Source organism: Mycobacterium ulcerans subsp. shinshuense (assembly GCF_002355775.1).
Classification (GTDB): domain Bacteria; phylum Actinomycetota; class Actinomycetes; order Mycobacteriales; family Mycobacteriaceae; genus Mycobacterium; species Mycobacterium marinum.
The window spans coordinates 5,610,631-5,624,675 of the sequence record NZ_AP017624.1 but is presented as its reverse complement, the minus strand read 5'-3'; the positions used below and the strand labels follow the sequence as shown (position 1 = coordinate 5,624,675).

12 protein-coding genes and 1 pseudogene are annotated in these 14,045 nt (G+C 65.9%); 10 read left to right on the top strand and 3 right to left on the bottom strand.

Going from position 1 to position 14,045, the window contains the following annotated elements; all coding sequences use genetic code 11:
- The first annotated feature begins 143 nt into the window (after positions 1–143).
- Positions 144–1,751 carry a PE family protein gene (locus tag SHTP_RS24970; protein ID WP_231991221.1) on the top strand — a complete coding sequence of 536 codons (1,608 nt, stop codon included), beginning with the start codon at positions 144–146 and terminating at the stop codon, positions 1,749–1,751.
- Between the two features lie 153 nt (positions 1,752–1,904).
- Here SHTP_RS24970 and SHTP_RS24965 read toward each other — a convergent pair whose 3' ends face one another.
- On the bottom strand, positions 1,905–2,717 hold the full coding sequence (locus SHTP_RS24965; protein WP_096372102.1) for an SDR family oxidoreductase: 813 nt from the start codon (positions 2,715–2,717) through the stop codon (positions 1,905–1,907).
- 116 nt (positions 2,718–2,833) lie between these two features.
- Between SHTP_RS24965 and SHTP_RS24960 the strand changes: the two genes are divergently transcribed.
- A complete protein-coding gene (locus SHTP_RS24960; RefSeq protein ID WP_096372101.1) occupies positions 2,834–3,433 on the top strand; it encodes a class I SAM-dependent methyltransferase in 600 nt (199 codons plus the stop codon).
- 57 nt (positions 3,434–3,490) lie between these two features.
- On the opposite strand, the gene SHTP_RS24955 is transcribed toward SHTP_RS24960, so the two are convergent.
- Entirely contained in the window at positions 3,491–4,291 is an 801-nt protein-coding gene (locus SHTP_RS24955; RefSeq protein ID WP_096372657.1) for an enoyl-CoA hydratase/isomerase family protein, read from the bottom strand.
- A gap of 251 nt (positions 4,292–4,542) precedes the next feature.
- On the opposite strand from SHTP_RS24955, the gene SHTP_RS24950 reads away from it, so the two are divergent.
- The gene (locus tag SHTP_RS24950) at positions 4,543–5,367 is read left to right on the top strand and encodes a DUF2127 domain-containing protein (RefSeq protein ID WP_231991675.1); all 825 of its coding nucleotides are present in this window, start codon (positions 4,543–4,545) and stop codon (positions 5,365–5,367) included.
- 24 nt (positions 5,368–5,391) lie between these two features.
- On the opposite strand, the gene SHTP_RS24945 is transcribed toward SHTP_RS24950, so the two are convergent.
- Positions 5,392–6,006, bottom strand: a complete 615-nt coding sequence (locus SHTP_RS24945) for a PaaI family thioesterase (protein ID WP_096372100.1) — start codon at positions 6,004–6,006, stop codon at positions 5,392–5,394.
- Between the two features lie 69 nt (positions 6,007–6,075).
- Between SHTP_RS24945 and SHTP_RS24940 the strand changes: the two genes are divergently transcribed.
- The 7 genes and pseudogenes from SHTP_RS24940 (at position 6,076) to SHTP_RS24910 (ending at position 14,040) form a co-directional block, all read left to right on the top strand.
- Positions 6,076–6,936 (top strand): SDR family oxidoreductase, encoded by an 861-nt coding sequence (locus tag SHTP_RS24940; RefSeq protein WP_096372099.1) that lies wholly within the window; start codon positions 6,076–6,078, stop codon positions 6,934–6,936.
- Between the two features lie 45 nt (positions 6,937–6,981).
- Complete coding sequence (locus SHTP_RS24935; protein ID WP_096372098.1) at positions 6,982–7,611, top strand: TetR/AcrR family transcriptional regulator; 630 nt, start codon at positions 6,982–6,984, stop codon at positions 7,609–7,611.
- Positions 7,608–8,432, top strand: a complete 825-nt coding sequence (locus tag SHTP_RS24930) for a hypothetical protein (protein WP_012392246.1) — start codon at positions 7,608–7,610, stop codon at positions 8,430–8,432. Before SHTP_RS24935 ends, SHTP_RS24930 begins: the two co-directional genes overlap by 4 nt.
- Positions 8,433–8,543: 111 nt before the next feature.
- On the top strand, positions 8,544–9,299 hold the full coding sequence (locus tag SHTP_RS24925; protein ID WP_096372097.1) for a 5'-methylthioadenosine/adenosylhomocysteine nucleosidase: 756 nt from the start codon (positions 8,544–8,546) through the stop codon (positions 9,297–9,299).
- A gap of 357 nt (positions 9,300–9,656) precedes the next feature.
- A complete protein-coding gene (locus tag SHTP_RS24920) occupies positions 9,657–10,142 on the top strand; it encodes an SRPBCC family protein (protein ID WP_096372096.1) in 486 nt (161 codons plus the stop codon).
- Between the two features lie 101 nt (positions 10,143–10,243).
- The gene (locus SHTP_RS24915) at positions 10,244–11,047 is read left to right on the top strand and encodes an SDR family NAD(P)-dependent oxidoreductase (protein ID WP_096372095.1); all 804 of its coding nucleotides are present in this window, start codon (positions 10,244–10,246) and stop codon (positions 11,045–11,047) included.
- Between the two features lie 150 nt (positions 11,048–11,197).
- Positions 11,198–14,040, top strand: a pseudogene (locus tag SHTP_RS24910) (MMPL/RND family transporter).
- The last annotated feature ends 5 nt before the right edge of the window (positions 14,041–14,045 follow it).

Here is a 14,045-nt window from a genome sequence, read left to right as displayed (position 1 = left end):
CGTCCTCCTCTGGCAGGTCGCCTCGACAACTCAGCACAACCTTGCCACCAAGTGGCTTCGCAATTTCGTCCTGAAAGCCAGGCCGTCTCTTACAATCAATCGATTGATTATATGACCGGTCGTCCCGTGGCGGAAGGACATCGATGTCGCATCTGGTCGCGATCCCCGACCTGCTCGCCAGTGCCGCGGCCGATCTGGCGGGCGTTGGCTCGTCGGTGTGTGCGGCCAACGTGGCGGCCGCCGGCTCCACCACCGCACTGTTGGCGGCCGCCGGTGATGAGGTCTCGGCGGCCATCGCAACGCTGCTTTCCGGCCAGGGGCGGCAGTACCAGGCGATCAGCGTTCAGGTGGCCGCCTTTCACGCTCGATTCGTGCAGGCGTTGGGTGGCGCCGGGGGTGCGTATGGTGCCGCCGAGCAGGCCGGCATTTCGCCGCTACAGCTCGTCGAGCGGGACCTGCTGGGCGTGATCAATGTGCCTAGCCAGGCGCTAACGGGCCGCCAACTCATTGGCGATGGTGCCGATGGTGCGCCGGGCACCGGCCGCGACGGCGGCCCCGGCGGATTGTTGTACGGCAATGGCGGCGACGGCGGGTCCGGCGCCGCCGGTCAGGTCGGCGGCAACGGCGGTAATGCGGGGTTGATCGGCACCGGTGGGGCGGGCGGGCACGGCGGTTCGGGGGTGAGCACGACGTCGGCGCAGGCGGGCGGCCGCGGCGGATCTGGCGGACTGTTGTTCGGTAACGGCGGGTTGGGCGGGCAGGGCGGTTCCGGTGGAACCAGCGGAACCGGCGGCCCGGGCGGCCCGGGTGGCTCGGCCCAATGGATCGGTGACGGGGGAAACGGGGGCAGCGGCGGGTCGGGCGTCGACCCCGGGGCCGGCGGCGCCGCCGGCAACGGCGGCCGGTTCTACGGCCACGCCGGTTCCGATGGTGCCCAGGGCGCGCATGTCGGTGCGCCGGGTGACCCCGGCAATCCGCCGGACCCGGGCTCTGGGGCAGGCCAGAACGCGGTTGACGCGGCCGCCGGGAGAGACCTGGTGGCGTCCAACGCCGGACCCATTACGAATGCTTCACTCGACGAGATATCCGGCATCGAGTCCGGCGTCGCCAACCCGAACATCTATTGGGTGCACAACGATTCCGGGGATACGGCGCGGGTATTCGCCATCGATGCCAAGAGCGGGGCCACGCTGGGCACCTACACGCTCAGCGGTGCGAAGGCATCCGACTGGGAGGACATCGCGATCGGTCTCGGACCGGTGCCGGGCCAGTCCTACCTCTACCTGGGCGACATTGGCGATAATGGGCTCTCCCGCAGCGCAATAGCCGTCTATCGGGTACCGGAGCCGATAGTCACCGGCACCGCCGCCAACCCCGTCACCACCACGCTGACCGGTGTGGACACGCTCAATCTCAAATGTCCCGACGGCCCACACAACGCGGAGGTGCTCATGGTGGACCCGCGCACGGGACGCATGCTCATCATTGACAAGACCTCGAGGGGCAATCCCGCGATCTATTCGGCGCCCACTGGACTGGCTAGCGGCAGCACCACCACCCTGCAGGACGTGGGCACGCTGGCATTGCCGAGCGGCTCTAGCTACTTGGTGACCGGGGCCGATGTATCGCCGGACGGAACGCAACTGGCCGTGCGCACCTATGGCCACGTCTACTTATGGAATCGTGATCCTTCCCAAGACATTTGGATGGCGTTGGCGCAGCCAGCGGTTGCCGGCCCGACACCGGATTAGTCGCAGGGCGAAGCGATAGCCTTTCACCCGGACGGCAACGGCTACGTGACCGTGAGTGAGGGGACAAACCAGAACCTGCACAACTTCGATGCGCCATCCACGGTCTAGCATCCAGATGACGGTCTGACCGGTTGCCCGGTCTGGCTCGTGCGGCTAGCCGTTCGCCCTGATGGCGGCGACGACACCGCCGTCGACCAGGAGATCCGCCCCGGTGATGAATGTTGCCTCGGGGCCCAGCAGGAAGGCCGCCGCTGCGGCGATGTCGTCGGGGGTTCCGATTCGACCGGTCCCGGACATGGCGATCATCGCCCGCATCCCATCGCCGACCGGGGAGGCGAGTTCCTGCTGTCCCATGGGTGTCGAGATGATGCCGGGGCTGATCGAGTTGACTCGTGCCTCCCGCTGCCCCCATTGTCGGCTTGCCGCATGGACCCGAATGCTATTGGCCTGCTTAGCGAACGGATAGGCGAAGGCCGGCTCCACGATGCTGCCGACGAAGTCCAGTTCGAGCAACTGTCCGGGCGGGCGGTGGGCGAGCTCGTGTTCTTGTTCGGCGCTGGACGGCGGCAACAGATGGCCCGCCATGCTGGCAATGATCACACCCGCGCCCCCTGGGGCGATCACCGCGCCGAACTCCTGCAGCACCAGCGCAACGCCGACTAGGTCGACGGCCAGGATTGCCTGCGCTGACGCTTGCGCCGGAGACAACCCCGCGGTGTGCGCCAATTGTGTGACGGCACCGAGGGTGGCGGCGTACTGGGCGAGATCGTGAACCGACTCCGCGGCGCAGACATCCACGCCGCGGCTTCTGACGTCATGTCCCTCCGCGGCAAGGGATTCGGCTACCGATGCCAACGTGTCGGCGTTATTGTCGGCCAACAGCACCGTCTTGCCCGAGCCGAGCCGCCGGGCGATCGCCTGCCCCATGCCGCCGACCCCGATGACGGTCAGAACGTTCCGGCTCACAGCTACCCCATCTTCTTCGGCCCCGCCGACCTACTCCCCGAACCCGCGCGAACTGGCAACGCGGCCCGGGCCGCCCCAATGGCCAACAATAGGGCGGCTGAGGCTATCTTCGACAGGTGCCGGCGGGACAACCGTGGAACATCAACATTCATTACGACGCGTTGTTGGCTGCCACCGTCGCGCCGGGTACCCAAACCGCTCTCGACGTCGGGTGCGGGGACGGCTTCCTGTCGGCCCGGCTGGTTGACCGGGTACTCGATGTCACCGCTTTGGACGTCGACGCGGACGTGCTGCGACGCGCAGAACACCGATTCGCCGACACCTCCATCCGGTGGGTGCACGGCGACGTCATGACCGGCGAGCTACCGCATCGCGGCTTCGACGCGGTGCTCGCCAGCGCGTCGTTGCACCACATCGAGGACACCCGTGGGGCATTGATCCGGCTTGCGGAGCTGGTGTTGCCCGGCGGAACGCTGGGGGTGGTGACCTTTGTCAGACCGTCACCGCGAAACGTCCTGTGGCACCTCACCGCGTGGCTGGCTACTGGCGTCGCCAATCGAGTCAGACGGAAATGGGACCACAACGCCGCCATCAAATGGCCACCGCCGGTGACGTTTTCACAGTTGCGCGAATTGGTTCGGGAACTGCTGCCCGGGGCCCGAGTGCGGCGCTTGCTCTATGGGCGGGTGCTGATCACCTGGCAGGCGCCCGGCTGACCGCCCGAGCTCACGGCGACGGTGCTGGCCCGCGTGAGCAGCGCAACGGCTTCGGACTCACCGAGGCCGTTTGGGTCGGTTGAACACCGGCGGGCGCTTCTCGAGAAAAGCCATCATCCCCTCGCGGGCATCATCGGAACTCAAGGTTGCGTGGATGGCCCGTCGCTCCGCGGCGAGTAGATCGTCCAAAGTCCGGTGCTCGCAGTCATGAAAGGCTCCCAGCATGGCCCGCACGGCAAGAGCGGGTTGCCCCGCTAACTCCAGGGCGAGCTGCGTTGCTCGGTCCTTCAGCTCGTCGAGTGGCCACACCTCATCGACGAGACCGATGGCATGTGCCTGCGGCCCGGTCACGGTCTTGGCCCGCAAGACCATGCCGAGGGCATGCTGGCGCCCCACGGTCTTGGCCAACCGAGCCGAGCCTCCCCAGGCAGGAGTCGAACCCAGGTGCAACTCCGGCAGCCCGATCGACGCCCCTTCCTCGGCGGCGAGGCGGAAGGTGCAGCCCAGTGGGAGTTCGAGGCCGGCTCCCAGGCAGTGGCCGAACAGCGTGGCGACGGAAGGCTTGCCCATGTTCTCGATGCGCTGGATGAGATCGAGGCGTCGATCGAAGAACGCGTCGACGCTGCCCGCCGCCTGGATGCCGGTTGGCAGTTCCTTGAGGTTCATCCCGACGGAGAAGTTCTCCAGACCGTCCGCGGTGATGACGAAGGCCCGGATCTCGTCGTCGGCGGCAATGTCGTCTACCACCTCGCTGAGCCGCTCAACGTAGGCCAGGCCCATCCGCTTCCGTGGCGCATCCGTGTTGGTGACGATAGCGACACCGCCGTCGAGCTTCTCGTACCGCAGGGGCTCATCCATAGTCGTCACGAGCCTACACCCGGTGGCCGGTGCGGCTGTCGATCTCGCCGCCCGCAGCTACCTCCGCGCGCGACCCACTTCCATATCGTGCGCTGTACCAACGGCATGGCAATGACGTTGCGGGCAAACGAGATCTGTGGAGACAAAGACGAGACGCGATGCCGAGCGGGTAGCGCAGGCCGTCTCGGAAATGTCTTGTCCATCTTTGCGTTCGGTCATGGCGTACTTCGAAGCTGGTCGGTGGCTAGGGAATGCCACTGCGCGCCCGCTTGCACGGTTCGCGCAACGCGTTGAATGATCGGCTCGTGACCAAGCGTGAAGATCATGGTGTGAATCGCTGGGAGCTGCTGGTCTGCTCGGTGACCGGTCATGCCACCTACGCACCCGATGACCGGGCACTGGCGGACCGGCTCAGCGCCGACACCGAGTTGGGTGAAGTGTGGCGCTGTCTGCGCTGTGGTGACTTCACGCTCGGTGCGCCGCGTGGCCGCGGGCATCCGGAAGACGCGCCGTTGATCATGCGTGGCAAGGCGCTGCGTCAGGCCATCATCATTCGCACGTTGGCGGTCGAACGCCTGTTTCGGGCGATGGTGCTCGGGCTTGCGGCGTGGGCGGTATGGGAGTTTCGCGGCGCGCGGGGAGCCATTCAGACAACCCTTGATCGGGATTTGCCGATTTTTCGCGCCGCCGGGTTCAAGGTCGATCAGGTGTTCGTCGTTCAGGAACTGGAAAAGGCGCTGGCCGCAAAGCCATCGACGCTCGCGTTGATCACCTTCATGCTCGCCGCCTACGCCGTCCTGCAGGTGGTCGAGGGGGTGGGCCTGTGGCTGCTCAAACGCTGGGGCGAGTACTTCGCGGTGGCGGCAACCTCGGTCTTCCTGCCGCTGGAGATCCACGACCTGGCCAGGGGGATCACCATGACCCGGGTGGTCACCTTCAGCATCAATGTGGCCGCCGTCCTCTACCTGCTGATCTCCAAGCGGCTGTTCGGTCTGCGCGGTGGGCGCAAGGCCTATGACGAGGAACTGCATGGTGAGCAGCTGCTGGACCTGGAGCGCGCCGCCATGGTGACATGACGGACCGGCTCGGCGCGGCGACGCTCAGGCCCGGATCTGCTTGGACTGGATGAATATCCCCTCGGCTTCCACCGTTATGCCGCTTTCGTCGGCGATGTGGCCGACCGAGAACGTCTTGACCCCTTCGATACGTTCAACGCGGCCCTGGGCGCGTAGCGGCCGTCCGAGCACGGTGCCGCGCCGGTAGCGCAAGGTCAGCGTCCCGGTATAGGCGGGGCGGCGCGGCAGATGGGCCGTCGCGCCCAGCACATGATCGAGGATCATCGAGCACACGCCGCCGTGCAAATGGCCTGGCGGCCCCTCGTAAGCCGCGCCCAAGGTGAACTCCGACCACACCAGTCCGTCGGGTTCGTGATGGATCGACAACGGTGGTGCGACCGGGTTGCGCACACCCACCACAACATTGCCCCACGCGACGGTCTCACCCTCCGGAGTCAGCTGGACGCCGAACCCTCCCGGGTGCAGCGCGTCACTCAATTCCTCGGCAGCACTGTCGATTTTGGCCATGGAAGCGGTGACCGTCGCCGGATCCGCCTGGGTGCGGATGCTGACGTCGATGAGGCGACGGATCGATGCGGTCAGCGGCCCGTAGACCGACTCGAGCCGGTCGAAATCGGTGCCAGGCCATTCGTCGGACATCCTCGCAACCTAACAGCGCTGCGGGCCGGCGAGCAGGCATACTGCGCTCAGCAACGAACGGAGGTCGGTATGGGGACCTATGCGATCACGGGATCGGCGTCTGGGATGGGAAATGCGACCGCGAGTCGGCTTCGGGAAGCGGGCCATCGGGTGATCGGCGTCGACCTCGATGACGCCGACGTCGTCGCCGATCTGTCGACACAGCAGGGCCGGTTACGGGCCGCAAGCGACGTCATTGCGGCCTGTGACGGCAGGCTCGATGGCGCGGTACTGGCCGCGGGATTGGGGCCGAGTCCGGGCCCGGGCCGGCTGCATCGCATCGCCCAGGTCAATTACCTGGGTGTGGTGGAGCTATTGCAGGCGTGGCGGCCCGCTCTAGCTGCCGCCGAACGGGCCAAAGCGGTTGTGATCGCAAGTAATTCGACGACGACTGTTCCGATGGTGCCGCGGCGCAGCGTGCGGGCGCTGCTCGACCATGATGCCGACAAGGCGGTGCGCGCGGTGCGGTTGTTCGGTAGAGCCGCGCCTTCGCTGATGTATGCGGCGTCGAAAATCGCGGTGAGCCATTGGGTTCGGCGTCAGGCGGTGCTGCCGGAGTGGGCCGGATCGGGGGTGCGGCTCAACGCTCTGGCGCCCGGCGCGATCATGACGCCGCTGCTGGCCGAACAGCTGTCGGACCCGACTCAGGCCAAGGCCGTCCGGTCGTTCCCGATCCCGGTCGGTGGATTCGGCGAGGTCACCCACATGGCCGACTGGATATGTTTCATGCTCAGCGACTCTGCGGATTTCCTCTGCGGCAGTGTGGTGTTCGTGGATGGCGGTTCCGACGCGTACTTTCGCGCCGACGACTGGCCGAGGCCGGTCCCGGCCCGCCGGCTGCCCGGCTACCTGCTGAAGTTCCGGCGAGGCTCCCGCACCACAGTTCGCTGACATCCGTCATTGACAGGTGTCAGTTAATGCTCGTACGGTATCGGTGTGGGCTCGACCGCGTCGACTACCGCGCCGCACTCGCCACAGCAAAAGGTGCGCGAGGCTCAGCGGCTGCGCACCCGGGCGCGGGTATTCGATGCCACGGTCGCCGAGATAGGTCGGCGCGGATTAGCCGGCGCGGATGTGGCGGCGATCGCCGCGGCGGCCGGGGTGGCACGGGGGACGTTCTACTTCCACTTCCCCACCAAGGAGCACGTCTTGGTGGAGTTGGAGCGCGCCGAGGAACTCGCCATTGTGGCAAAGCTGCGCGATCCAACCGCCGATTCCACCGACCTGGTATCGGTATTGAGTTCGCTGGCGCGCCAGGTGGTTGCCGTCGAGCGACGGCTGGGCCCGCTTGTGTTCCGGGACATGCTCGGATTGCACTTTGCCCCAACCCGGCCGGTCGAGGACCAGCTGGGCGAACACCCGTTGGCCGAATTCGTCATTGAGACGATCGCGCAGGCGCAGCGGGCGGATCGGGTCCCACCGGATGCCGACGCGGGTGAGCTGGGGGTGATCTTCCTGACCGGTTTGTTCGCGTTGCTGGCCACCGGCGCGACGACGCCGGACGCGCGGACCGCGTTACTGAACCGCTTCGTAACGACCGTTGTTCACGGAATGGAGGCACGATGAGCAGTTCAGGTATCGAGGGCTACCGCGAATATCTGGCCCGACGCGACGGCGAGGCGGACCTGTTGCATCGCCGGCTTGCCACCCGGGAAGAGTTCTTTGCAGCGCTAGTAGCCGAGCCCATTCGCTCGGCGCGCCGCGTCGATCGGCAGGTGTTCCTGCGCAACCTGCGGCGGCGTCGACCCGAGCCGGGACTCGACCGGGCGATGTTGTTCTTGCTGGCCACCGCCAAGCTGAACCAGGCTGAGCGGTTTGGGGTGAACCTGGGCGAAACCTACGGAGTCAACAGCGGTGCCGACCTGCCGCCGGAGCGGGTCTACGTCGAACTCGAGGAGCACTATCACACTCGGCTGCTGGCGTACGTGCTGGACATGTTTGGTCTGCCGTTCCAGGTGATTGCGCCACCGTTGCTGGTGCGCCAGTTCGTCAAGATGAGCGTGTTCCTGCCGGATCGACTCGCATTCCCAATCGTGGGCGCGGGCGAGATGGCGGGTTGCATCATGTTCGACGAGCTGCGACGCGCCGGAGTCGAACTGTTCGCCGACGAACCGGCGGTGGCGGCCCGGATCGAGCGCCTCTACAGCGAGATACTCACCGACGAATTGGGCCACGTCGGCTACTGCGCGGCAAGCTGCAACGCCGCGGGCCGGGCCACGATGCGCCGGCTGTACCCCGTTGTCGGACGGTTCTTCGCTCGCCAGACCTACGAGATAAGTCTGCTCGTCGATGTGGCGAAGTTTCGGGCCCGCCTGGACCGGCCGTTCGACGTCGACGAGCTCGCCGCCGGCCTGACAAACGAAACCTTTGTAGCCGCGCTGCCCTGATAGACCGGCCGAGCCCGCTTTGGCCTGTCGCTGACAATCGCGGTCAGGTTTTTGGGCCACCGGTGGAGTTGGCCGGCGATGGGAGATTGACTTGCAGGGCAACGGTTCACGGTGACGATAGGTGTTATCTGCGCGGTCCCGCAGGAATTGGCCTATCTGCGCACCAATCTGGTCGCCACCGATCAACAGGAGATCGCCCGAATTTGTTTCTATGCCGGTCAACTGGGGGATCGGCGGGTGGTGCTGACCGCGGCCGGAATGGGCAAAGTAAACGCCGGCCTGGTCGCCACCCTGCTAGCGGACCGATTCGATTGTCACACCGTGATTTTCACCGGGGTCGCCGGAGGACTGGACCCGGCGTTGTCCATCGGCGACATCGTTATCGCCGATCGCGTGGTGCAGCATGATTGTGGGTTGCTCACCGATGACGGACTGCAGCCCTACCAGCCCGGCCACGTCCCGTTCATCAAACCCACCGAACAGTTGGGCTATCGGGTGGACCCGGAACTGCTGGATCGGGTCAAACACCGCCTCGAGGACTTCACCCTGCCAGCGCTGTCGGCCGCCGCCGGGGGCGGAGCCCGCCCACCGCGGATCAACTACGGAACCATCCTCACCGGCGACCAGTATCTGCATTCCGCGCGCACCCGGGGCCAGCTCTACAACGACTTTGCCGGCATGGCCATCGAGATGGAAGGCGGTGCGCTGGCTCAAGTATGCGAGTCCTTTGCCATTTCCTGGCTGGTCATCCGCGCGCTCTCCGACCTCGCCGGCGCCGGTTCCGGGCTGGATTTCAATCGGTTCGTCGACGAGGTTTCGGTCAGCTCGGCCCGGATATTGCTGCACCTGCTGTCGGTGGTGGACTGAACCATCCGCGGGTGCGGCTCGGCGCGGGTGGTGCCCGTCGCGACACATACCTGATGTACAGGAAACGCCGCGGCTCGTCGCAGTGACGTATATCTGGGCGCTCGCACATAAGAGGTCTGCCCGAAGGCAGATCCCCGTCTTCTGACGGTGGGTCAAGCAGGCCCTTGCGGGCCTCGCCCAAAAATGGGCTTACTGCACTTCGGACAGAGCACCAGGTTGTCCTGGTAACAATCAGTATTTCAGCGAAACAACGGCGCGTCGATGGCCAAAGGTCCCCACCAGGATCGGCCCAAAGTCACCTCACCGATTGCCAGCCGCGGTACCCGCGCCGAGCCGGCGCAGTGTTTGGATGGGTAGGTGGTTGATACCGACGCCCCGCTGCCCGACCGCTCCGAACGTGTGGTGAGTGCCACCCGCGAAATTGCGGCCGGCGCGGCGCAAATATTCGAGCTGATCGCCGACCCGTCTCGCCAGCCCGGCTGGGACGGCAACGACAATCTTGCCCACTGTGCCGCGGGACAACGGGTACACCGGGTCGGCGATGTCTTCCGCATGACGCTGACCCTGGGCAGCGTGCGCGAGAACCACATCGTCGAGTTCACCGAGGCCCGGTTGATCGCCTGGCGCCCATCAGAACTTGGAAAAACGCCGCCCGGTCATCTTTGGCGCTGGGAGCTCACCCCGATCAGCGGTACCCGCACCCTGGTCACCCACACATACGACTGGACGGAGCTGTCCGACCCGGCGCGGTTCCCCCGGGCGCGGGCCACCACCACCGTGCAGCTGCGCGCTTCGCTGGACCGCCTCGCGGGGCACGCCGAGGCCGCTGCGGCCGGCGACTGATCACCGGGCCACCACCGGGAACCCCGGCCGGCAAATGCCCCGAGTCGGCCCAGTTGCCGCGGCTTTGCCTATCCGGCCCAGTGGGCCGGTACGGTCACCCTATGGCTCTCCCACCACCAGGAAAAGACCGCGCCGCCATCGTCACCGGCGCCTCGTCGGGCATCGGCGAGGAATTCGCCCGGATCCTTTCCCAGCGTGGCTACCAGGTGGTGTTGGTGGCCCGCAGTGCCGACCGCCTCGAAGCCCTCGCGGGACGGTTGGGTTCGGATACCCACCCGCTGCCCGCCGATCTGTCTGTGCGCAGCGACCGCGCCGGCCTGGTCGACCGGGTGGCGGCGCTGGGCCTGGTGCCCGACATCCTGATCAACAACGCGGGGCTGTCGACGCTGGGTCCGGTGGCGAAATCGGTTCCCGAACAGGAACTCAACCTGGTCGAGGTCGGTGTGGCCGCGGTGGTCGACCTGTGCAGCCGGTTTCTGCCGGCCATGGTCGAACGCGGGCGAGGAGCGGTGCTCAACGTGGCGTCGGTGGCCGGATTCGCCCCCCTGCCCGGGCAGGCGGCCTACGGTGCGGCCAAGGCGTTCGTGTTGTCCTACACCCACAGCCTGCGCGGCGAACTGCACGGCAGCGGTGTTTCGGTGACGGCGCTGAGCCCGGGACCGGTGGACACCAGCTTCGGCGACGTCGCCGGGTTCACCCAGCAGGAAACCGAGAGCTTGCCCAAGATCATGTGGAAGTCCGTCGATCAGGTGGCGCAGGCCGGCATCGACGGTTTGGCAGCCGGCAAGGCCGTCGTCGTCCCCGGTCTTGCCAACCGCATCTCGGCCGAACTGATCCGGGTAACGCCACCGGATTGGATGGGCTCGATCATGGCCCGCATCCACCCCGCCATGAAGCGCCAGTGAGCGCAGCGCAATGAGTTGTCCTCGAGTTGTGTTTCGGTAGCGTGCGGGCGGAGTGCCCACTTTCGATAGGGTGAAGACCGCGTGAGTACCACACAGTCAGTGCCCGGCCAGACCGGCACCACTGCGGCCGAACGGCCATTTGTCGCCAGGATGATCCGCACCCTCGCGGTGCCGATCATCCTGTTCTGGTTGGCGGTGGTGGTCCTGCTCAGCGTGTTCGTCCCATCACTGGAAGTGGTCGGACAAGAGCGTTCGGTGTCGCTGAGCCCCACCGACGCGCCGTCGGTCGTGGCCCTCAACCGCATCGGCCACGTCTTCAACGAAGGCGAAACCGACAGCGTGGCCATGATCATCCTGGAGGGCGACAAGCCCCTCGGCGACGATGCCCACAAGTTCTACGACGGGCTGATCCGCAAGCTGCGCGCCGACAAGAAGCATGTGCTGAGCATCCAGGACTTCTGGGGGGATCCGCTGACGGCGGCGGGCGCCCAGAGCAACGACGGCATGGCGGCCACTGTCCAGGTGAGCCTGGCCGGCAAGCAAGGTGAGCTGCTGGCCAACGAATCCGTCGAGGCGGTCCGCAAGATCGTTGACGCCACCCCGGCCCCACCCGGGGTGAAGGCCTACGTCACCGGTGGGCCGGCCATGGCCGCGGATCTACACAAGAGCGGCGACCGATCCATGGCCAAGATCACCCTGACCACGGTCGCGGTGATCCTGATCATGCTGCTGTTTGTCTATCGATCCCCCGTCACGGTGTTCTTGCTGCTCGTCACGGTGGGCCTGGAACTGACCGCGGTGCGCGGGGCCGTCGCGCTGCTCGGCCACAGCGGATTGATCGGGCTTTCCACCTTTGCGGTCAGCCTGCTCACGTCACTGGCGATCGCCGCCGGAACCGACTATGGGATATTCATCGTCGGTCGCTACCAGGAGGCCCGGCAGGCCGGTGAAGACCGCGAATCGGCCTTCTACACCATGTACCGCGGCACCGCCCATGTCATCCTGGGCTCCGGTCTGACCATCTCCGCGGCAACGTTTTGCCTGAGCTTCACCCGGATGCCCTATTTCCAGACGTTGGGCATCCCCTGTTCGGTGGGGATGCTGGTGGCCCTGCTCGTCGCCTTGACGTTGGCGCCGGCCGTCCTTGTCGTCGGCGGCCGGTTCGGCGCGTTCGACCCCAAACGGGTGCTGCAGGTACGCGGCTGGCGGCGGGTCGGCACGGCCATCGTACGCTGGCCGCTGCCCATTCTCGCCGTCACGTGCGCCGTCGCGCTGGTCGGTCTGATCACCCTGCCCGGCTACCGGCCCAGCTACACGACCGGGCCTACCTGCCCAGCTTCATCCCCGCCAATCAGGGCCTCGCGGTCGCGGACCGCCACTTCTCCCAGGCGCGGATCAACCCGGAGATCCTGATGATCGAGTCGGATCACGACATGCGCAACCCCACCGACTTTCTGGTGCTGGACAAGCTGGCCAAGGGCATATTCCGGGTTCCGGGCATCTCCCGCGTGCAGGCCATCACCAGGCCTTCCGGAACAACCATGGACCACACCACCATCCCGTTTCGGCTCAGCATGCAAAACGCCGGTCAGGTGCAGTCGTTGCACTACCAGCGCGCGCGGATGAATGACCTACTGACCCAGGCCGACGAGATGGCCAAGACGATCGCGCTGACCAGGCGCATGTACGAACTGTCGTCGCAGCTGGCCGACAACACCCACCGGATGGTCGGCGACACCATCGAGATGCAGCAGATCACCAACGAACTGCGGGACAAACTCGCGGATTTCGACGACTTCTGGCGTCCGATCCGCAGTTACCTCTACTGAGAGAAGCACTGCTACGACATCCCGAACTGCTGGACATTCCGGTCTCTCTTCGACGCACTGGACGGTCTGGATCAGATCGACGAGAAACTCGACGTGATGGTCGGTGACCTCGAGAACGTGGACCGGCTGATGCCGCAGATGACCGAGACGTTCCCGCCGATGATCGAATCCATGGAGCACATCCGGACCATGATGCTGACCATGCACAGCACCATGTCGGGCATGGTCGACCAGATGACCGAGCTCAGCGAGAACGCCAACGCGATGGGCAAGGCGTTCGATACCGCCAAGAACGACGACTCGTTCTATCTGCCGCCAGAAGTGTTCGAGAACGCGGACTTCAAACGTGCGATGGGAAGCTTCCTGTCGCCGGACGGGCACGCGGCTCGCTTCATCATCTTGCACCGCAGCGACCCCGCCTCGGCCAGCGGCATCGCCAGTATCGACAAGATCCGCACCGCGGCCGAGGAGTCACTCAAGGGGACTCCGTTGGAGAACGCCACCATCTACCTGGCCGGGGTGGGCGCCATCTTCAAGGACGTCTCCGAGGGCGCGAAATGGGATCTTCTGATTGCCGGAATCGCTTCGCTCTGACTCATTTTCGTCATCATGCTGATCCTCACCCGCGCGCTGGTGGCTGCCGGCGTGATCGTGGGTACGGTCGCGATTTCACTTGGCGCCTCGTTCGGATTGTCGGTATTGCTGTGGCAACACATCATCGGCATGCCGTTGCACTGGCTGGTGATCGCGATGTCGGTCATCGTGCTGCTGGCCGTGGGGTCGGACTACAACCTGTTGCTGGTCTCCCGGTTCAAACAGGAAATCCCCGCCGGCATCAATACCGGCATCATCCGATCCATGGGCGGCACCGGCAAAGTCGTGACCAACGCCGGGCTGGTGTTCGCGTTCACCATGGCATCCATGGTGGTCAGTGACGTGCGGATGATCGGACAGGTGGGCACCACCATCGGTCTGGGGCTGCTGTTCGACACCTTGGTGGTGCGGGCGTTCATGACCCCGGCCATTGCTGCGCTGTTGGGTCGGTGGTTCTGGTGGCCGCTGCGGGTGCGCTCACGACCTGACCGCGGAGCCATCCAGCGAGCCGCCCAGAGCGACACCGAGCCGGCGCCGGTGGAGAGTGCCCCGGCCACCGCCGGGAGCTAGATCGC

Bases quoted from the DNA above. Each gene is read 5' to 3' on its own strand.
- SHTP_RS24940 (WP_096372099.1), top strand. From the start codon at position 6,076: ATGGGGACCTATGCGATCACGGGATCGGCGTCTGGGATGGGAAATGCG.
- SHTP_RS24915 (WP_096372095.1), top strand. From the start codon at position 10,244: ATGGCTCTCCCACCACCAGGAAAAGACCGCGCCGCCATCGTCACCGGC.
- SHTP_RS24945 (WP_096372100.1), bottom strand. From the start codon at position 6,006: ATGTCCGACGAATGGCCTGGCACCGATTTCGACCGGCTCGAGTCGGTC.
- SHTP_RS24950 (WP_231991675.1), top strand. From the start codon at position 4,543: ATGCCACTGCGCGCCCGCTTGCACGGTTCGCGCAACGCGTTGAATGAT.
- SHTP_RS24930 (WP_012392246.1), top strand. From the start codon at position 7,608: ATGAGCAGTTCAGGTATCGAGGGCTACCGCGAATATCTGGCCCGACGC.
- SHTP_RS24970 (WP_231991221.1), top strand. From the start codon at position 144: ATGTCGCATCTGGTCGCGATCCCCGACCTGCTCGCCAGTGCCGCGGCC.
- SHTP_RS24955 (WP_096372657.1), bottom strand. From the start codon at position 4,291: ATGGATGAGCCCCTGCGGTACGAGAAGCTCGACGGCGGTGTCGCTATC.